General features: G+C 68.8%; 16 protein-coding genes. 9 read left to right on the top strand and 7 right to left on the bottom strand.

Features of this window, described 5'->3' with window-relative positions; all coding sequences use genetic code 11:
- Positions 1-6: 6 nt before the first annotated feature.
- A complete protein-coding gene (gene dkgB / locus ACFWP0_RS11945) occupies positions 7-810 on the bottom strand; it encodes a 2,5-didehydrogluconate reductase DkgB (RefSeq protein ID WP_377842221.1) in 804 nt (267 codons plus the stop codon).
- Between the two features lie 123 nt (positions 811-933).
- On the opposite strand from dkgB, the gene ACFWP0_RS11940 reads away from it, so the two are divergent.
- Positions 934-1,836 (top strand): LysR substrate-binding domain-containing protein, encoded by a 903-nt coding sequence (locus ACFWP0_RS11940; RefSeq protein ID WP_377842219.1) that lies wholly within the window; start codon positions 934-936, stop codon positions 1,834-1,836.
- An 11-nt stretch (positions 1,837-1,847) separates the two neighbouring features.
- Here the strand turns inward: ACFWP0_RS11940 and ACFWP0_RS11935 are convergent, their stop codons facing one another.
- Positions 1,848-4,544: a LuxR C-terminal-related transcriptional regulator gene (locus tag ACFWP0_RS11935; protein ID WP_377842218.1), complete on the bottom strand. Its 2,697-nt coding sequence runs from the start codon at positions 4,542-4,544 to the stop codon at positions 1,848-1,850.
- Positions 4,545-4,724: 180 nt separating this feature from the next.
- On the opposite strand from ACFWP0_RS11935, the gene ACFWP0_RS11930 reads away from it, so the two are divergent.
- Genes ACFWP0_RS11930 through ACFWP0_RS11920 form a run of 3 tightly spaced genes read left to right on the top strand, consistent with a single transcriptional unit; the run spans position 4,725 to position 8,451 of the window.
- On the top strand, positions 4,725-5,951 hold the full coding sequence (locus tag ACFWP0_RS11930) for an ABC transporter substrate-binding protein (protein ID WP_377842217.1): 1,227 nt from the start codon (positions 4,725-4,727) through the stop codon (positions 5,949-5,951).
- A complete protein-coding gene (locus tag ACFWP0_RS11925; RefSeq protein ID WP_377842215.1) occupies positions 5,948-7,033 on the top strand; it encodes an alcohol dehydrogenase in 1,086 nt (361 codons plus the stop codon). The genes ACFWP0_RS11930 and ACFWP0_RS11925 overlap by 4 nt, the downstream gene beginning before the upstream one ends.
- A complete protein-coding gene (locus ACFWP0_RS11920) occupies positions 7,030-8,451 on the top strand; it encodes an aldehyde dehydrogenase family protein (protein ID WP_377842214.1) in 1,422 nt (473 codons plus the stop codon). Before ACFWP0_RS11925 ends, ACFWP0_RS11920 begins: the two co-directional genes overlap by 4 nt.
- A 24-nt stretch (positions 8,452-8,475) precedes the next feature.
- Here ACFWP0_RS11920 and ACFWP0_RS11915 read toward each other — a convergent pair whose 3' ends face one another.
- Positions 8,476-9,696, bottom strand: a complete 1,221-nt coding sequence (locus tag ACFWP0_RS11915; RefSeq protein ID WP_377842213.1) for an MFS transporter — start codon at positions 9,694-9,696, stop codon at positions 8,476-8,478.
- 97 nt (positions 9,697-9,793) lie between these two features.
- Here ACFWP0_RS11915 and ACFWP0_RS11910 point away from each other — a divergent pair, with 97 nt between their 5' ends.
- Both ACFWP0_RS11910 and ACFWP0_RS11905 read left to right on the top strand, forming a co-directional pair.
- Positions 9,794-10,729: a LysR family transcriptional regulator gene (locus ACFWP0_RS11910; RefSeq protein ID WP_377842212.1), complete on the top strand. Its 936-nt coding sequence runs from the start codon at positions 9,794-9,796 to the stop codon at positions 10,727-10,729.
- A gap of 66 nt (positions 10,730-10,795) precedes the next feature.
- Positions 10,796-11,005, top strand: a complete 210-nt coding sequence (locus ACFWP0_RS11905; RefSeq protein WP_377842211.1) for a hypothetical protein — start codon at positions 10,796-10,798, stop codon at positions 11,003-11,005.
- Here the strand turns inward: ACFWP0_RS11905 and ACFWP0_RS11900 are convergent.
- Positions 11,002-11,955, bottom strand: a complete 954-nt coding sequence (locus ACFWP0_RS11900) for an ornithine cyclodeaminase family protein (protein ID WP_377842210.1) — start codon at positions 11,953-11,955, stop codon at positions 11,002-11,004. The two genes, ACFWP0_RS11905 and ACFWP0_RS11900, sit on opposite strands and share 4 nt — an antisense overlap.
- 189 nt (positions 11,956-12,144) lie before the next feature.
- Here ACFWP0_RS11900 and ACFWP0_RS11895 point away from each other — a divergent pair, with 189 nt between their 5' ends.
- Positions 12,145-13,101, top strand: coding sequence for a LysR family transcriptional regulator (locus ACFWP0_RS11895; RefSeq protein ID WP_377842208.1), 957 nt, complete (start codon positions 12,145-12,147; stop codon positions 13,099-13,101).
- Here ACFWP0_RS11895 and ACFWP0_RS11890 read toward each other — a convergent pair.
- Positions 13,098-14,030 carry an N-carbamoyl-D-amino-acid hydrolase gene (locus tag ACFWP0_RS11890; protein ID WP_377842348.1) on the bottom strand — a complete coding sequence of 311 codons (933 nt, stop codon included), beginning with the start codon at positions 14,028-14,030 and terminating at the stop codon, positions 13,098-13,100. The two genes, ACFWP0_RS11895 and ACFWP0_RS11890, sit on opposite strands and share 4 nt — an antisense overlap.
- A gap of 265 nt (positions 14,031-14,295) precedes the next feature.
- Entirely contained in the window at positions 14,296-14,721 is a 426-nt protein-coding gene (locus ACFWP0_RS11885; RefSeq protein WP_377842207.1) for an Lrp/AsnC family transcriptional regulator, read from the bottom strand.
- A gap of 124 nt (positions 14,722-14,845) precedes the next feature.
- Between ACFWP0_RS11885 and ACFWP0_RS11880 the strand changes: the two genes are divergently transcribed.
- Both ACFWP0_RS11880 and ACFWP0_RS11875 read left to right on the top strand, forming a co-directional pair.
- Positions 14,846-15,895, top strand: a complete 1,050-nt coding sequence (locus ACFWP0_RS11880; protein ID WP_377842205.1) for an ornithine cyclodeaminase — start codon at positions 14,846-14,848, stop codon at positions 15,893-15,895.
- Between the two features lie 145 nt (positions 15,896-16,040).
- Positions 16,041-17,567 carry an EAL domain-containing protein gene (locus ACFWP0_RS11875; RefSeq protein WP_377842203.1) on the top strand — a complete coding sequence of 509 codons (1,527 nt, stop codon included), beginning with the start codon at positions 16,041-16,043 and terminating at the stop codon, positions 17,565-17,567.
- Positions 17,568-17,627: 60 nt separating this feature from the next.
- Here ACFWP0_RS11875 and ACFWP0_RS11870 read toward each other — a convergent pair whose 3' ends face one another.
- On the bottom strand, positions 17,628-17,840 hold the full coding sequence (locus ACFWP0_RS11870) for a DUF1059 domain-containing protein (RefSeq protein WP_377842202.1): 213 nt from the start codon (positions 17,838-17,840) through the stop codon (positions 17,628-17,630).
- Between the last annotated feature and the right edge of the window lie 143 nt (positions 17,841-17,983).

Raw genomic sequence — 17,983 nt, 5'->3', positions numbered from 1 at the left:
CTGCCCTCAGTCCCAGGCGGCCGCCAGGCCTTCCGGGCTGACTTCGCGGCCATTGCGTTCCAGCGCGGCGATCCGCGCCATGTCCTCGTCGGACAGGCGAAGCTGCGGGGCAAGCAGGTTGCTGGCCAGGTTCTCGCGCCTGGTCGACGACGGGATCACGGCGTAGCCCAGCTGCAGCGCCCAGGCCAGGGCGACTTGCGCGGGCGTGGCGTTGTGGCGTTGGGCGATCTGGTTGATGACCGGATCTTTCAGCACCTTGCCGTAGGCCAGGGTCATATAGGACGTGACATGGATGCCCTGCTCCTTCAGGAAGTCCGTGAGCTTGCGGCTTTGCAGGTAGGGGCTGAGCTCGATCTGGTTGGTGGCGATCTGCTCGCGGCCCACGGCGGCGATGGCGGCCTGCGTCTGCGCGATCGGGAAGTTCGAAATGCCGATCTGGCGGGTCAGGCCCTGCGTCCGGGCGTCGGCCAGCGCGTTCATGAATTCGTCGACCGGCACGCCGTTGTCCGGTGCGGGCCAGTGAATCAGGGTCAGGTCCACGTAGTCGGTGCGCAGTTTGGCCAGGCTGTCCTTCAGGCTGGGAACGAGTTTGTCCTTTGCGTAGTTGGGCACCCAAATCTTGGTGGTCAGGAACAGGTCTTCGCGCGCCACGCCCGATTCGGCGATGGCCTGGCCGACCTCGGCCTCGTTCTCGTAGATCTGGGCGGTATCGATGGCGCGGTAGCCGAGGTCCAGCGCGTTGCGCACCGAATCAATGACAACCTGGCCTTGCAGGCGGAACGTGCCAACGCCGAAGGCGGGAATGCTCATGTAAAACTCCTTGGGGATTCGCGGGTCCAGACGCGCAATGTCTGGGGATGGACGTAGTGTGCCTGCCCGATACTTGCGGAAAAAGACAGGTATTGGCGAAATACTTTTGATATAACTTCAAATATGAAAACCACACTCGACGAAATGCAGGTCTTCATCGCCATCGTGGACAGCGGGTCGATCACCGCTGCCGCCGAGGTGCTGGGACAGACCATTTCCGCCACGAGCAGAACCATGAGCCGGCTGGAGGAAAAGCTGCAGACCACGCTGATGCGGCGGACCACGAGGCGGCTGGAACTGACCGAAGAGGGCAAGACCTATCTGGAGCAGGCGCGGCGGATCATCGCGTCGGTGGAGGAGGCCGAGGAGCTGATGAACGTGCGCCGCAACCAGCCCGCCGGGCTGTTGCGCGTGGACGCGGCATCGCCCTTCATGCTGCATGTGATCGCGCCGCTGGCGCCCGGCTACCGCAAGCGCTATCCGCAGGTGGAGCTGGAGCTCAACAGCAACGAAGGCAACATCGACCTGCTGGAGCGGCGCACCGACCTGGCCATCCGCATCGGACGCCTGAAGGACTCGTCGCTGCACGCCGTGTCTTTGGGCAGCAGCCGGGTGCGGGTGCTGGCCAGTCCCGGGTATCTGGCGGAGCACGGCACGCCCAAGCGCGTGGCGGACCTGGCTGCGCACGCCTTGCTGGGCTTCAGCCAGCTGGAATCGCTGAACGAATGGCCCCTGCTGGATGCCGATGGCCAGCCCCTGCACGTCAGCCCGGCCGTCCGGTCCTACAGCGGCGAAACCCTGCGGCAGCTGGCCTTGAATGACGGGGGCATCGTCTGCCTGTCGGACTTCATGACGCGCGGCGACCGCAAGGCCGGCGCGCTGCTGCCCCTGTTCGCGAAGCAGACGCTGGATGTCAGGCAGCCGATCAACGCCGTGTACTACCGCAACACGGCGATCTCGTCGCGGATCAAGTCCTTCATCGACTACATGCTGGAGACGCTGGGGCCGAACGGGTTCGCGGAATAGGCCGGGCCGCCTTACAGCAGGCCCGCGCTGCGCGCGCGCGCCACGGCCTGGGTCCGGCTGTCGGCGCTGAGCTTCACGTTCAGGTGGCGCAGGTGCGTGCGCACCGTGCTTTCGGAAACGAACAGCTGCCTGGCGATGGCGCTGTTGGAGTGGCCCTCGGCCAGGAGGCGCAGCACCCGGAGTTCCTTGGGGGTCAGCCCCTCCGCGCCCGCGGCGTCGGGCGCGCGCGTGGGCTCTGGCGGGGCGGATCCGATGCGCGCCTGCTCCTGGAACCGCCGCCACCAGTCTTGCGCGGCGCCGGCGGCCAGCCAGGCGCTGCCCGCCGGCGTGGCGGCAAAGCGCTGGATCAGGCGGATCAGGGCCAGGCCTTCGTCGACCAGCACGCGGCACAGGCCTTCGGCTTGCGCCATCTCCAGCAGCGGTCCCAGTTGCGTGTAGGCGCCGGCGTCGTCGTTGGCCCTGGCCAGCGCCACGGCGCGGAACAGCTGCAGCTTGCAGGCGCGCCGGACGCGGCGGGCGTCCAGCGCCTGGGCAATGTCCGTGTCGAGCTGGCGCAGCGCGGCGGCGGCGTCGCCTTCATAGGCTTCGCAACGCAACCGGCCCAGGCGCGGATACAGCAGGTCGTTCGCCGGCAGGCGCAAGGCTTGCACGCGATTCCAGAGATCGGCGTCGTCGGCGCGGCGCAGCTCTTCGCGAGCGGCCTGCGGATGGCCCTGCATCAGCAGCACGCGCGCGCGTTCCACGCGGGCGCTGGCGGCGATGCGCGGCAGGCGGCGCTGATGGCCCAGGTACTCCAGTTCGCCCAGCAGGTAGAAGGTCTGTTCCACGTCGCCCTCGTAGAAGGCGACGCGCGCGAGCATCAGGTAGCCGAGTATCAGGTGGTCCGGCAAGCCCACGTCGCGGCCCAGCGGGACATACACGTGCAGCAGCCTGGCGGCTTGGGGTAGATCTCCGGTTTCGTAGACCCAGGCGGCGTACAGCACGCCGGCCCAGGCGTTGCCGTTGGCCTGCCCGTAGGCGCCGTTGCGCGTGGACCGCACCGCCATGCGAAAGCGCGCGCCCGCCTGGCGCATGCGCCCCTCCTGCAGGTCGATGATGCCTTCGACCGCTTCGGAGTACATCAGGTTGAAGCTGCTTGCGCTGCGGCTTTGCGCGCGCCTGGCGGTGTCCAGCAGCGCGCGCGCCTCGTGGTAGCGGCCCAGCACGGCGGTGACGTTGGCCATGGCGTTGGCTAGCGCGGTGTCGGTGAATGACAGCGCGTCTTCCAGCGCCGCGACGCTGGACATGCCGGCGGCATAGGCCTCTTCGTGGCGGTCCATCATGGACAACAGCAGGGGCTGCAGCGCGCGCACGTGGGCACGCACGCCGGGATCGGCGCTGTCCGCCAATCCCAGGTCGGCCAGCAGCAGGGACGCCTCGCTCGGGCCGCGGGTGAAGCAGGTGGCCCATACCTGCACCGCCTGCAGCAAGGGCCGGGTCGCCAGCACTGCGGGCGGCAATTGCGCGAACCAGCGCGACAGGAGCCGCATGCGGCCCTCGGCCAGCAGGGTGTCGGCATGGGCTTGCAGCAGCGACAGCGCGCGGCCGAAGTCGCCGCCGTCGATCGCGTGGTCGATGGCGGGCACGGGCCGCCCCTGTTCGTCGTACCAGCGCGAGGCGGCCAGATGCAGGCTTGCGATGTCGCCGGGCGCCTGCGCCCGCAGTTGCGATTGCAGATAGCTCGCGAACAGGCTGTGGTAGCGGTAGTGGGGCTCATCCATGGAGGTGCGCGTCAGCAGCACGTGGCCGTTTTCGAGCTGGGCGAGCAGGTCCGCGCAATCCAGGTCGGGCAGCAGGGCCTGGCACAGCGGAGGGCTCAATTGCTTGAGGATGCTGGTGCGCAACAGGAAGCGGCGCAACGCCGGCGTCTGGCTGGCCAGCACGTCCTGCGCCAGATAGTCGGCGACGGACTGGTCGCTGCCCGAGAAGCGTTCGATGAAGGCGGCGGCCGAGGGTTGCCGGGCCAGGGAGGCTGACGCCAGGCACAGGGCGGCGATCCAGCCTTCGGTCTTGCGGTGCAGCAGCCCGACCTCGGTCGGCGTCAGGAGCGGGCTGCGCCGCGCGAAGAAATGGCTGGCCTCATCCATGGAGAAGCAAAGCTGCGCGGCGTCGATCTCCAGCAACTGGTTGGCCGCGCGCAAGCGGCCCAGCGCCAGCCCTGGCGCGTGCCGCGATCCGATCAGCAGCCGCCCGTGCGCCGGCAGGCGGCCGATCAGATCCTGCACCAGGTCCAGCACGGCGGGCGCGGTGATGGCTTCGAATTCGTCCAGCACCAGCGCGAAGGGCGCGCCGCGCGACGCGACGGCCTCGACCAGCGCCAGGGCCAGCGCGTCTTCGGAATCGTGTCCGTCGCGCGGCAAGGCGGCGGGCCCGGACAGGGCGCCCAGCGCCGCCATCAGGCAGCGCAGGAAACGGGACAGGTCATTGTCGGCGCGGTCCAGCGTCAGCCAGGCTGTCCGCACGGACCGGGCCTGCAAGCGCGCCTGGCATTGCGCCAGTAGCGTGGTCTTGCCGTAGCCGGCCGGCCCGCGCGCCACCACCACCTTGGGGCCATGGTCGCGGCAGGCTTGTTCGCACAGCCGCAGCCGGGCGACATGGTCGCCGTGAGCCGCCGGGGCGCCGAACTTGCCGCTGGCCAGCGCGTGTTCCACCGAGAACGAATGACGCATGAGCTGCCTGTGTAGGGGATGCGGTTCTTTGCGAATCGCTCCGGGTAAACCCGCTTGGGACCAGAAAATCGTCGCTTTGGACGAAGGCGGAAACGCGTGCCTACGATACAAAAGGACGCTCGCAGGAGCAATACGCAAACCGCCGCAAAGACGGCGCAAACCGATAAGGGAGACAAGTCCATGGCAATCCTGAAACTGACGCTCGCGCTGGCGGGCGCGGCCCTGGCCGCAGGCGGCGCGCAGGCCCAGTCCGCGGCGGGCCCCGTGAAGATAGGCATCATGGCCGACATGAGTTCGGCGTATTCCGACATCGGCGGCAAGGGCCTGGTGGAGGCCGCGCGCATGGCGGTGCAGGACTTTGGCGGTTCGGTGCTGGGCAAGCCGGTGGAGGTGGTGTTCACCGACGGCCAGAACAAGGTCGACGTGGCCAGCGCCGCCGCGCGCCGCTGGTTCGACCAGGACGGCGTGGACATGATCACCGACCTGCCCACCTCCGCGCTGGCGCTGGCCATCAGCGAACTGGGGCGGGAAAAGAAGAAGATCGTCATGGTGACCAGCGCGTCCACCTCGGAGCTGACGGGCAAGGCGTGCTCGCCCTACACCGTCCACTGGACCTACGATACCTACGCGCTGGCCAACGGCACGGGCGCGGCGGTCACGGAACAGGGCGGCAAGAACTGGTTCTTCATGACGGCGGACTATTCCTTTGGCTACGCCTTGCAGGGGGATGCCTCGGCCGTCATCGAGAGGAACGGCGGCAAGGTGCTGGGCGCCGTGCGTTCGCCGCTGAACACGCCCGATTTCAGCTCCTACCTGCTGCAGGCGCAAAGCTCCAAGGCGGGCATCATCGGCCTGGCGCTGGGCGGCAACGACGTGATCAGCGCGATCAAGCAGGCGGCGGATTTCGGCATCGGGCGTCCGGGCAGCCAGCAAAAGCTGGTGGCGCTGCTGGCCTTCCTGTCCGACGTGAAGTCCATCGGCCTGCCGCTAGGCCAGGGCCTGCTGCTGACCGAAGCCTTCTACTGGGACCAGACCGACGCCACGCGCGCATGGTCGCAGCGCTTCCAGGACAAGGTCGGGCGCAAGCCCACCATGACCCAGGCCGGCACCTACGGCGCGGTCACGCATTACCTGAACGCCGTGAAGGCCGCCGGCACCAAGGACGCCGACGCGGTCATGGCCAAGATGCGCGAGACGCCCATCAACGACTTCATGACGAACAACGGCAAGCTGCGCGTGGACGGGCGCGTGGTGCGCGACATGTACCTGTTCGAAGTGAAGAAGCCGGCGGACTCCAAGAGCGAATGGGACCTGTACAAGCAGGTCGCGGTGATTCCCGGCGACGTGGCCTTCCGCCCGCTGGACAAGGGCGGCTGCGCGCTGGCGAAGTCGGGTGGCGCCGAATGATCAGCTACGAGGTCACTGCCTTTGGCGAACCGCTGACGCGCACGGACCGCCCTACCCCCGCGCCCGCCGGCGGCCAGGTGCTGCTGCGGGTGCTGGCGGCTGGCGTGTGCCACACCGACATCCATACCTGGGAAGGGTCGTACGACCTGGGGGGCGACAAGCGCCTGCGCATGGAGCAGCGCGGCGTCGCCCTGCCGCTGACGCTGGGCCACGAGACCGTGGGCGAGGTGGTCGCGGCCGGCCCCGATGCGCGCGGCGCGCGGCCGGGGCAGCGCTTCCTGGTGTATCCGTGGATCGGCTGCGGCGACTGCAAGGTCTGCCGCCGTGGGCGCGAGAATCTCTGCGCCGCGCCGCGCTTTCTCGGGATCTTCCGGCCGGGCGGCTACAGCGACCACATTATGGTGCCGGATGCGCGCTACCTGGTCGGCATCGGCGACCTGGGGCCCGAGCAGGCCGCGCCCTATGCGTGTTCGGGGCTGACCACCTACAGCGCCATCCGCAAGATCCCGCCAGAGGTGCTGGCCGAGGAAGCCGTGGTGGTGATCGGCGCGGGCGGCCTGGGTCTGATGTGCGTGACGTTGCTGCGCGCGATGGGCTGCTCCAATGTCGTGGTGCTGGAACCCGACGGCGCGCGCCGGGGCGCGGCGCTGGCCGCGGGCGCGCATGCCGTGGTCGACGCCAATGCGGCCGCCGCGCTGGACGAGGCCAGGCGGGCGGCGGGCGAGGTATGGGCGGTCATCGATTGCGTGGGCGCGGCCCGCACGGTGCAGCAAGGCATGGACCTGCTGACCAAAGGCGGCCAGCTTATCCTGGTGGGGCTGTTTGGCGGCGAGCTCTCCTTGTCGCCCGCGCTGGTGCCGATGCGCGCCATCAGCATCGAAGGATCCTATATCGGCAATCTGGAAGAGCTCCACGCGCTGATGGCGCTAGTCCGCGAACGCCGGCCCCGGGCCATCCCCACGGCCTGCCGCTGCCTGGAAGACGCGCAGTCGGCGCTGGCCGACCTGGCGGCGGGACGTGTCGTCGGCCGCTTGCTGCTCAGTCCGTCCCCGGCCACCCTTGCACAGGCAACGCAACCATGACCTTGAATCTGGACTCCGAATACACGATGACGCTGAACGGCCGCGCGGAATCGTCCGCGCAGACGTTCGACGTGCTCAACCCCGCCACCGAAGCGCGCATCGCGGCGGCGCCCGACGCCTCGCTCGACCAGCTGAACGCCGCCATCGCCGCGGCCCGGGCCGCGTTCGTCCCCTGGCGCGACCGCCCCATCGCCGAACGCCAGGCGGCGCTGCGCGCGATGGCCGACCGCCTGGAGGCGCATGCCGAAGGTTTCATGCGCCTCTTGACGCGCGAGCAGGGCAAGCCGCATGCGGATGCGCGGGCCGAGATCGGACGCTGCGTCGTGTGGCTGCGCGAGTTCGCCGCGCGCGAGCTGCCGGTCGAGCGCCACGACGACGGCGCGGGCCATCTGTTCGAAACGCGGCGCGTGCCCATCGGCGTGGTGGCGGCGATTGCGCCGTGGAACTTCCCCATGACTCTCGCCATCTGGAAGATCGCGCCGGCGCTGCTGGCGGGCAACACGGTGGTGCTCAAGCCCTCGCCCTACACCCCGCTGACCTCATTGAAGATGGGCGAGCTGTTCCGCGACCTGCTGCCGCCGGGGGTGCTGAACGTGGTCAGCGGCGGCGATCGGCTGGGGCCTTGGCTGACCGAGCATCCGGGGATAGACAAGATCGCCTTCACGGGGTCCACCGTCACCGGGCGGCGCGTGATGCAAAGCGCCTCGACCCGGCTCAAGCGCGTCACGCTGGAGCTGGGCGGCAACGACGCCGCCATCGTGCTGCCCGATGTCGACGTGAAGGAGACGGCGGGCAAGCTGTTCTGGGGCGCGTTCCGCAATTCCTCGCAGTATTGCCTGGCCACCAAGCGCCTGTATGTGCACGAATCCATTTACGACGCGTTCGCCGACGCGCTGGCGGGCTACGCCGCGGGCGTGGTGGTGGGCGACGGCGCGCAACCCGGCACGGGACTCGGCCCCATCCAGAACCGCGCGCAGTTCGAGCGCGTGAAGGACCTGATCGCGGACGCGCACCGCACCGGCGTGCGCTTTCTGGCGGGGGGCGAGGTGCCGGAAGGCAAGGGCTATTTCGTGCCCGTCGCCATCCTGGACAATCCGCCCGACGACGCCCGCAGCGTGGTGGAGGAGGCCTTCGGCCCGGTGCTGCCGCTGCTGAAGTACCGGGACATCGACGAGGCGATCCGCCGCGCCAACGATACCGAGTACGGCCTGGGCGGTTCGGTCTGGTCCCGGGACGTGGCCCTGGCGCAGTCGGTTGCCCGGCGGCTGGAGACGGGCACGGTGTGGATCAACCACATCCATGTCATGTCGCCCAACGTGCCTTTCGGCGGCCACAAGCAGTCCGGCGTGGGCGTGGAGAACGCCCTGGACGGACTGCTGGAATACACCAACGCGCAGACGGTGTCGACGCTGGTTTAGGGGTGACAGGCCCTGGGCCCGGCCTCAGGCGGCGTAGCGGCCGGGTTCGCCGTTGCGGCTGCGCGCGCCCGGCCACAGGCGCAGCGCCAGCGCCGCGGCCGCCGCGCTTGTGGCCACCAGCGTGACGCCCGTCCAGCCCCAGCGGGCCAGCGCCAGGCTGCCCAGCGCGCCGCCGGCGGCCATGCCGATGAAGACGCCGGTCATCAGGATGGCGTTGAGCCGGCTGCGGGCGGCAGGGTCGATGCCGTAGACGATGCTCTGGTGGGCGATCAGCGAGGTCTGGATGCCCAGGTCGAAGCCGACGGCGCTGCCGGCGATCAGCCACAGCGCGGCATGCGGCGACAGCAGCGGCAGGAAGATCATGGCGGCGAACGACGCCATGGTCAGGCCGGCGCCCAGGCTGGCGACGGCCAGGGGGCCTCGCGTGTCGGCCACCCGTCCGGCCAGCGGCGCGGCCAGGGCGCCGGCGGCGCCGGCCAGGCCAAAGGCGCCCGCCGCGCCCGCGCCAAGGTGGAAGGGCGCGCCGTGCAGCATCACGGCCAGCGTGGACCAGAAGGCGCTGAAGCCCAGCGACAGCAGGCCTTGCGCCGTGGCGGCGCGGCGCAGCCCGGGGTGCTGGCGCCACAGGGTCAGCAGCGAACCCAGCAGCGCGCTGTAGGCCAGCCGCGTCGAAGGCTCGAACCGGGGCAGGCCGCGCCACAGCGCGGCGCCCAGCGCCACGATGCTCGCCGCGGCGGCCGCGAACATCATGCGCCAGCCGAACTGTTCAGCCACGAAGCCGCTGACCACCCGCGACAGCAGGATGCCGAGCAGCAGGCCGGTCATGACCGTGCCGACGATCTTGCCGCGCGCTCCGGCCGGCGCCAGGTGGGCGGCCGCGGGCACGATGTCTTGCGCCAGGGTGGCCGACAGGCCGATGGCGAAGCTGGCGGCCAGCAGCAGGCCGACGGTGGGCGACGCGCCGGCCAGCAGCAGCGCCAGGCTCAGCACGGCGGCCTTGATGAGGATGATGCGCTTGCGGTCGTAGCGGTCGCCCAGCGGCGCCAGCATCAGGATGCCGAAGGCGTAGCCCAGCTGCGTCAGCGTGGGGATCCAGCCCAGCGTTTCGGCGCTGGCGTGGATGTCGGCGCCCAGCACGCCCAGCATGGGCTGGCTGTAATACAGGGACGCGACGCCCAGGCCGGCGCCGATGGCAAGCAGGAAGACGAGGCCGCGCGACAGGGCGGCGGGGGAATGGGATTGCATGGTGGGTATCCGGTGGCTTTGGTACGGGGCAGATTCTGGGCTCCCTCCCCCTGCTTTGGTAGCCGGCCGGCGGGTACATCCGTTATACGATGGGCGTATGACCACCTCCGCCCTTTCCGCCGCGGCCGGCACCGACCGCATGCTGCTGATCGAAACCTTCGTGCGCATCGTGGAGGCCGGCAGCCTGTCCGCGGCCGCCGCCCAGATGGGCGGCACGCAACCGACGGTCAGCCGCAGGCTGCAACTGCTGGAGCGCACCCTGGGCGTGCGCCTGCTGCAGCGCTCGACCCACGCGATCCGCCTGACGGAGGACGGGCAGCGCTGCTACGAACGGGGCAAGGAGCTGATCGCCACCTGGCAGTCGTTCGAGAGCGAGGTGCGCGGCGCGGGCGATGAGCCCGCCGGCATGCTGCGCGTGGTGGCCCCGCACGCCTTCGGGCAAGACAAATTCGTGGAGCCGCTGGCGAAGTACCTGCATCGGTACCCGAACATGCGCGTGGAATGGCTGCTGCACGACCGCATGCCCGACCTGATCGCCGAGAACGTCGATTGCGCGATCCGGGTCGGCGCCGTGACGGACCCGTCGGTGATCGCCGTGAAGCTGGGCGTCGTGCCGCGCATTGTCGTCGCGTCGCCCGCGCTGTTGCAGGACGGGCGCCTGCCGCAGCATCCGTCGGAACTGGCGCACCTGCCCTGGCTGGCGCTGCGCACCTTCTACCGCACCGAAGTGAGCCTCACGCATTGCGGCTCGGGCCAGACCGAACGCTTCGGCATCCAGCCCCGGCTGTCCACCGACGGCCTGCATGCGCTGCGCAATGCCGCCGTGCTGGGCCTGGGCGTGGCGCTGGGATCGGCCTGGGCCATGACGGACGACCTGGCGGCGGGACGCCTCGCGCACCTGGCGCCGCAGTGGCAGGCGGATCCGCTGCCCGTCTTCCTGGTGTACGCGCCGTCGCGTTTCCAGCCGGCGCGGCTGCGGCGCTTCATCGAGATCATGCGCGAGCACCTGCCGGCGGAACTGGCGGGGACCTGATCGTCCCCGCGCCGGGCGCCCTGTCCAGTATCCTGACGCCATCGGTGTCTTCCGGAGGATCGTCGCATGCGCAATCTGGATTTCAGTTCCTGGCAGGACCTGCTTCCGGTGCACACCGCGGAACTGGTGGTGTCGCTGCGCGACTTCATCCGCCAGGTGCTGGACCTGGAGCCGGTGCCGGCGCAGCTGTCGATACCGATGCAAGGCCCTGCCCGCCCGTCCTCGACGGCGGGCGCGATGATGGGCGCCGAACTGGACCGCGACCGCCAGGGCTAGTTTGCCGGCTGGCCCGAATCCCTCACCGATTCGTAGACCAGCGTGGCCAGCGTCAGGTCTTCCAGCGCGCTGCCCACGGCCTTGAACACGGTGATTTCCTGGTCGTTGCGACGGCCGGGGCGCTCGCCCGCCGTCAACTGGTGCAAATCGCCCTGGATGCCCGCGGGCGTCAGCACGCCGGCCTTGAACGCGGACAGCAGGTCGCCCGACTTGGTGGGCGCCTCATCGGTGTCCACATAGACGGTGGTGCCGTCGAAGCAGGCCGCGTCGGTCTCGCGCATCTCGGGCTTGAAGCTGCCGATCAGGTCCAGGTGCGTGCCCGGGCGCAGCCAGGCGCCGCGGATCAGCGGCTCGGTGGACAAGGTGGCGCAGCTGACGATGTCGGCCTGGCGGGTGGCGGCTTCCAGGTCGGTCACGGCCTGGGCGTCAAAGCCCTGTTCGCGCAGGCGCTGGGCCAGGGCGTCCGCGCCCGCCGGCCGCAGGTTCCACACCAGCACGCGCTGGATGGGGCGCACGGTGCGCATGGCCTGCGCGACCAGTCCAGCGATGCGGCCGGACCCGACGATCAGCAGCGTGGCGGCGTCGGCGCGGGCCAGGTAGTCCGCGCCCAGCGCGGCTGCGCCGGCCGTGCGGTAGACGGTGACGATGTCGCCGTCCACCTGCGCGATCGGCACGCCGGTGGTGGCGCTGTACAGGTTGTAGGTGGCGTGCAGGCCGGGCAGGCCCTGGTGCGTGTTCTCGGGAAAGATGTTGATGATCTTGACGCCGAAGTAGCCGCGGTCGCTCCAGGCCGGCATGATCAGCGAAGTGCCGTGGGCATTGCCGGACCGGATGGCGTGGACATGGCGCGCGGGCACCGTGGCGCCGCCGCGGAAGGCGTCGCGCAGGGCGGGGATGACGGTGTCGAAGGACAGGGCGTCGCGGGTTTGTTCGGTGTCGATTAAGCGCATCGGATCGTTGCCTGCATTGGGTCGGTCAATCAGTCGGTCAATCAAAAAGGGCCACGGGCAGTCTAGCAGCGCCGGCGGCGCGGCGAACGGCCCGCGCGCGGCGGCGCAGGGCGATTGGGTAGAATTCGCGAAATTGAGGCGCCCCGATGGCAGTCGCGCGGCGCGCAGGTCTAAAGGAAAGCACGCCGCATGTCGGAATTACCCGGGAAGGTCCGGTCTGGGCCGCTGAATCTGCGGCAGATCGAGGTGTTTCACGCCATCATGATCACGGGATCGCTCAGCGCCGCGGGCAGGCTGCTGCACGTCACCCAGCCCGCCATCAGCCGCGTGCTGGCCTCGATGGAACTGCGCCTGGGCTACGCGCTGTTCGAACGGTTCAAGGGCCGCCTGCATCCCACCAAGGAAGCGCGCAAGCTCTTCCAGGAAGTGGAGTCCATCCAGGCGGGGGTCCACCGGCTGAACGACATGGCCGCCGGCATGGCGGGCCACGGCGGCGGACTGGTCAGCGTGGTGTCCAGCCCCAGCTTCGGCGAATGGCTGATCCCGGCCGCCACCGCGAAGTTCTGCGCGCGCAATCCCGGCGTGCGCATCCGCTACCGCCCGCTGGGCATGGATGCGCTGCTGCCCCAGCTGCTGCTGGGGCACGCGGACATCGCGATCTCGACCTTCAAGCCCGAGCACCCCAACCTCATCACCAGCGAGCTGACCCAGGGCGAGATCGTCTGCGTGCTGCCTGCCGGCCACCGGCTGGCGCGCGAAAGCGTGATCGACCCCGCCATGCTTGCCGGCGAGATGCTGGTGGGCTATGGCCGCGACACGCCTTTGGGCGAGACGCTCCATTCCTATTGGCAGCAGCTGGGACGCGAGTTCGAGCCGGCCATCGAGGTGCGCTCTTCCCAGACGGCGTGCTCGTTCGTGCGCCAGGGCGTGGGCGTGGCCCTGGTGGACTCTTACGGCCTCACCGACGGGCTGACGCACGGCATGGCGGTGCGGCGCATCGCGCCCGCGATCGCGCTGCCGGTGCACGTGTCCCATTCCCGGATCGAACCGCCGCCGTCCATCGCCCGCGCGTTCCTGGCCCAGTTTTCCCAGGTCGTCAAAAAGGAATTGCCTGCAATGACGCAGGCAATCATCAACCGGGCCTAGACGATTTCGGGCACGGGCAGGGGTTCGCCCGCGCCGGTGCGCTCGACGATCAGCTTGTAGTGATGCGGGCTGCGGTGCTTGGCGAAGTTGAAGACGTGGTCGCGGAACGTCTGGCCCATGGCCAGGTCGATGTTGGCGGCGATGACCTCGTCTTCCTCGCCGCTTGCGCGCGCCACGATCTCGCCGGACGGAGCCACGATCATGGAGCTGCCGATCATGTGGTGGCCGTCTTCATGGCCGCACTTGGCGGCGGCGCCGACCCACACCGCGTTCTGGTAGGCGCTGGCCTGCAGCACGATCTCGTGCGTCGTGGTGCGCAGGTGCGCGGGCTCGTTCCAGTGGATGTTCAGGGACGGGGTGTTGTAGCCCAGCACGATCAGTTCGGCGCTTTGCAGCGACATGACCCGGTAGGTCTCGGGCCAGCGGCGGTCATTGCACAGGCACATGCCGATCTTGACGTCGTTGGTCTCCCAGACGCCGAAGCCCAGGTCGCCCACTTCGAAGAACTTCTTCTCCAGATGCTGGAACGGCGCATCGACCTTGTGGTCCGAGTGGCCCGGCAGGTGGATCTTGCGGTACTTGCCGATGATTCTGGCGCTGCGGTCCACCAGGATGGCGGTGTTGAACTGGCGGCCTTCCGGCGTCAGTTCGGCATAGCCCAGGTAAAAGCCGATGCCCAGCTCGCGCGCCGTGTCGAACAGCGGTTGCACGTCGGCATTGGGCATGGTCTTCTCGAAGTAGCGCTCCACCGCCTCGGCGTCTTCCATCCAGTAGCGCGGAAAGAACGTCGTCAGCGCCAGTTCGGGAAACACGACGAACTCCGCCTTGCGCGCAGCAGCCTCGCGCATCATCTCGACGAGGCGGCGCACGACCGCCGCGCGGGTGTCGGCAAGGTTGACGGCGCCCATCTGGGCAACGGCCAGGCCCATCTTGCGGGCGGGGGTTGAGGTGCTCACGATATCTGTCTCCAGGTGTTTTGTCGCTGCGGAAGATGCAAGCATGCATGCGCGCGGGCAAATGCGATAGCGCTCGGCGGCGCCGCAAGCCGCGCGGCGCGGCGCGCCGGGTTTTTCGCTAAACCCCTGATTCGACTGGCTATTTACAGGCGGCGCGGATGCCGCCCGGGGCCCGCGCATAACGCTGGATCATGGACGCTGTGCAAAGTTTTATATCGGGTTTGCCCGCCGCTCGCGCTCAGAAGGCCTTGAAGGTCTTCAGGTGGATGCTGGTTTCGGTGGCGGAAATGCCCTTGAGCGTGCGCAGGCGGTCCAGGACTTCGGACAATTGCTCGATGGTGGGCACGCGCAATTCGGCCAGCAGGTCCCAGCGTCCGTTGGTGTCGTGCAGGCCCGCCACGCTGGGCTCGCCCATCAGCAGGTTCACGATCTTGCGGGTCTCGTGGCCTTCGACCGCGATGCTCATCCAGGCGACGATGTCTTCGGTCTCGACGTCCGGGCGCAGCCGCACGGTGTAGCCGACGATGATGCCCCGTTCTTCCAGCTTCCGGATGCGGTTGTCGATGGTGCCGCGCGAGACGTCCAGTTTTTTTGCCAGCGTGGCGACCGAGAGGCGGGCGTTGGCGCGCAACAGGCCAAGCAGGTTCTGATCTAGCGTGTCCATTGTAAAAAATGCTATTTATGGCTGTCAGAATGCCAAGATCTTAGCGTTTCGTGTGGAATGTTGTCACTATGAATTGACTTTCCCGTCCCGCAGAATTTCTGTTCCATAACTTGGGGAGAAAAAATTGACGATTCTGCTGACGACCTCGGACGTAGCAACCATTGTGGCCCTGCAAGGCCCGCGCAAGGTCTGCACCGACCTGCTGGACTATGTGCTGGCCGACTTTCTGCGATGGCAGGAATTCGACAAATGCGCGCGCGTAGCCAGCCATTCCGCCACCGGCGTCATCGAACTGATGCCCGCCGCCGACAACGAGCTCTACAGCTTCAAGTTCGTCAACGGCCATCCCGACAACCCCCAAGCCGGCCTTTCCACCGTGATGGCGTTCGGCGCCCTGGCGCAAGTCAGCACGGGCGAGCCGCTGCTGATCAGCGAGCTGACGCTGACGACCGCGCTGCGCACCGCCGTGACCTCCGCGCTGGCCGCGCGCGCGCTGGCCCGCCCCGGTTCGCGCAGCATGGCGCTTATCGGCAACGGCGCCCAGGCCGAGTTCCAGGCGCTGGCCTTCCATTACATCCTGGGCATCGACACGCTGCACGTGTACGACGTGGATGCCGGCGCGACCCGCAAGCTGGAACACAACCTGGCGTCCGTCCCGGGCTTGCGCATCGTGCGCTTTGACGGCGTCGCCAGCGCCGTCAAGGGCGTGGACATTGTCACCACGGTCACGGCCGACAAGGCCTACGCCACCATCCTGACCGGCGACATGATCGAGCCGGGGATGCACATCAACGCGCTGGGCGGCGATTGCCCGGGCAAGACCGAGCTGCATGCGGACGTGCTGCGCGCGGGGTCGGTGTTCGTGGAATACGAGCCGCAGACGCGGATCGAGGGCGACCTGCAGCAGATGCCGGCCGATTTCCCGGTCACCGAACTGTGGCGCGTCCTGACGGGCCAGGCCGGCGGACGCCGGAGCGCCGGCGAAGTGACCATCTTCGATTCGGTGGGCTTCGCGCTGGAAGATTTCTCGGCCCTGCGCTGGCTGCGCGACAGCGCGGCCAGGCACGGCATCGGCGCCCGCATCGAGGTGGCGCCGGCCTTGCAGGACCCGAAAGGCCTGTTCAACGTGGTGCGCACTGCCCGGACCGGTCAGCCCGCCCTGGTTCAGAGATAGCTTGTCGGGCGCGAGTCGCCAAAAAGAGAGACGCCCGTCCCGTGGAACGGGCGTTTTTTTTTCTTTAAGGAAATGAAGGTTCCGGTTACATTATCTTACGCGCAGGCTTTCGTTGAGATGCGCCGCCCGTGTCCCACCGGTCCCTATGTCACGTTTCAGAATCGCGGCTTTTGTCCTAATGATGTCGGCGCTGGGGTTCCTGGCGGGCGTGGCGGCTGGACGCCTGATCGAGCTTGGCCAGGTCGACGACAAGCTCGCCGCGCACAATTCCCGGCTGCTGGCCCACGCGCAGCGCGTGGCGCAGGAAAGCCAGCGGCTGATCGCCGCCGCGACGCACGGCGCTGCGCTCTGCTCGGATTCGGATGTGGCGACCTTGCGGGTGCTGCTGTTCAACGCCACCTTCGTCAGGGACATCGGCCGCATCCAGGACGGCCTGCTGGCGTGTTCCGCGGCCTGGGGCGCATTCGAGGAGGGGCATCCGCTGCCTGCGCCCGCCTTCACCCTGCAAAACGGCATCCAGCTTTGGGTGGGCGCGGCCAACATCGTCGACCGCCGGATCGTGGGCGACATGGCGGCGCGCGACGATGTCCTGGTGTTCACCGCGCCGGGCGCCTACGACGGCTTTCCGGAGCCGGGTTCCGGCATCGACGCCAAGATCGTGACGCGCGACGGCGCGCATGTGCTCCGGCGCTTCGGCCGCACGCACGACCTGGAGCTGCCGCCGCGCGGCGGGCCGCCCGCCAACAGCCTGTGGTCTGAGCGGCGCGTGGCCGAATGCGCGCCCGAAGCGGACGCGGATCTCTGCGTGGTGTCGCGCGCCCGGTCCCACGCCTGGTTCCAGTTGCCCGCCATGATCCTCTCCGCGACCGGCGCCCTGGCCGCGGCGTTTCTCGCGGGCCTGTGCGTCATGTGGCGCCTGCATGCGAACAGCGCCAAGACCGAGCTGCGCCGCGCCATCCTGGGCGGCGACATCCAGGTCCACTACCAGCCCTTGAGGCAGCTTGCGACGCGCCGCCTGGCGGGCTTCGAAGCCCTGGCCCGCTGGCGCTCCCGCAGCGGCCGGGACGTGTCGCCCGGCCTCTTCGTGCCGCTGGCCGAGGCGATGGGGCTGGGCCGCGACCTGACGCGCCTGGTCACCTCGCAGGCCTTGCGCGACCTGCATGAGCGCCTGCGGGCGAATCCGGCGCTATACGTCAGCATCAACGTGTCGGCGGCCGACCTGAAGGACGCCGCATACCGGAGCTTCCTGCTCGACGCGGTGAGCGAATGGGGCATCCCGCCCGCCAGCGTTGCGCTGGAGGTCACCGAGGGTTCGCCCTTGTCCGACGGCCATGTCCTGACGATGGTCAAGGCGCTGCGCGCCACGGGGTTCAAGGTGTTCATCGACGATTTCGGCACCGGCCATTCGAACCTGAACTACCTGGCCGAAATGCAGGCCGACGCAATCAAGCTGGACCGGCGCTTCACGCGCGCCATCGGCGCCGAAGAGGCGGGCACGCTCATCATCGATCATGTCATCGGCATTTCCCGCGCGCTGCGCATCGGCCTGATCATCGAGGGCATAGAAACCGAGGAGCAGGCCCGCTACCTGTTGGCGCGCGAGCCCGCCGCGGTCGGCCAGGGCTGGCTGTTCGGACGGGCGGCGCCGGTCGGCGACATCGCCGCGGACTAGGGCCAGGGCCGCCGCCGCGCCAACCCGCGCGCGGCGGCGGCCGCCCAAGGCGCCGGCGATTCAGGCGCGGCTTGGCGCGTCGGCGGGCGGCGTGCCGTCGTGGAACAGGGACTTCAACTGCGTGCGTAGTTCGGGCGTGTCGGCGTGCTTATGCACCGCGGTCGCGTGCTGGACGGCGGCTTCGAGCAGCTCGTCGTCCGTATCCGCGGACAAGGCAACCGAGCAGTTCATTTCGCTGGGATACTCCCGGCAATCGATGTATTTGCGTGTCATGTGGTTCTCCCTGCGCAGGCCCCGCGAAGGGGCGTTGCGTGATTGAACATCCGGCGCGCAGCGCGGAAAGCCGCCGCTTGCGATGGCGCGTCGCATCGCAGGCGGCGATCTGCAAAGTATAGGTCTGCGGGGGGCGGCGCAGG

The sequence above is a fragment of the Achromobacter sp. NPDC058515 genome (assembly GCF_042721735.1).
Taxonomy (GTDB): Bacteria; Pseudomonadota; Gammaproteobacteria; order Burkholderiales; family Burkholderiaceae_B; genus Achromobacter.
This window is presented reverse-complemented; position numbering and strand designations above follow the sequence as displayed.

Excerpts from the sequence above, each read along its gene's own strand:
- dkgB (WP_377842221.1), bottom strand. The coding sequence starts at position 810 with ATGAGCATTCCCGCCTTCGGCGTTGGCACGTTCCGCCTGCAAGGCCAG.
- ACFWP0_RS11940 (WP_377842219.1), top strand. The coding sequence starts at position 934 with ATGAAAACCACACTCGACGAAATGCAGGTCTTCATCGCCATCGTGGAC.
- ACFWP0_RS11935 (WP_377842218.1), bottom strand. The coding sequence starts at position 4,544 with ATGCGTCATTCGTTCTCGGTGGAACACGCGCTGGCCAGCGGCAAGTTC.
- ACFWP0_RS11930 (WP_377842217.1), top strand. The coding sequence starts at position 4,725 with ATGGCAATCCTGAAACTGACGCTCGCGCTGGCGGGCGCGGCCCTGGCC.
- ACFWP0_RS11925 (WP_377842215.1), top strand. The coding sequence starts at position 5,948 with ATGATCAGCTACGAGGTCACTGCCTTTGGCGAACCGCTGACGCGCACG.
- ACFWP0_RS11920 (WP_377842214.1), top strand. The coding sequence starts at position 7,030 with ATGACCTTGAATCTGGACTCCGAATACACGATGACGCTGAACGGCCGC.
- ACFWP0_RS11915 (WP_377842213.1), bottom strand. The coding sequence starts at position 9,696 with ATGCAATCCCATTCCCCCGCCGCCCTGTCGCGCGGCCTCGTCTTCCTG.
- ACFWP0_RS11910 (WP_377842212.1), top strand. The coding sequence starts at position 9,794 with ATGACCACCTCCGCCCTTTCCGCCGCGGCCGGCACCGACCGCATGCTG.
- ACFWP0_RS11905 (WP_377842211.1), top strand. The coding sequence starts at position 10,796 with ATGCGCAATCTGGATTTCAGTTCCTGGCAGGACCTGCTTCCGGTGCAC.
- ACFWP0_RS11900 (WP_377842210.1), bottom strand. The coding sequence starts at position 11,955 with ATGCGCTTAATCGACACCGAACAAACCCGCGACGCCCTGTCCTTCGAC.
- ACFWP0_RS11895 (WP_377842208.1), top strand. The coding sequence starts at position 12,145 with ATGTCGGAATTACCCGGGAAGGTCCGGTCTGGGCCGCTGAATCTGCGG.
- ACFWP0_RS11890 (WP_377842348.1), bottom strand. The coding sequence starts at position 14,030 with ATGGGCCTGGCCGTTGCCCAGATGGGCGCCGTCAACCTTGCCGACACC.
- ACFWP0_RS11885 (WP_377842207.1), bottom strand. The coding sequence starts at position 14,721 with ATGGACACGCTAGATCAGAACCTGCTTGGCCTGTTGCGCGCCAACGCC.
- ACFWP0_RS11875 (WP_377842203.1), top strand. The coding sequence starts at position 16,041 with ATGTCACGTTTCAGAATCGCGGCTTTTGTCCTAATGATGTCGGCGCTG.
- ACFWP0_RS11870 (WP_377842202.1), bottom strand. The coding sequence starts at position 17,840 with ATGACACGCAAATACATCGATTGCCGGGAGTATCCCAGCGAAATGAAC.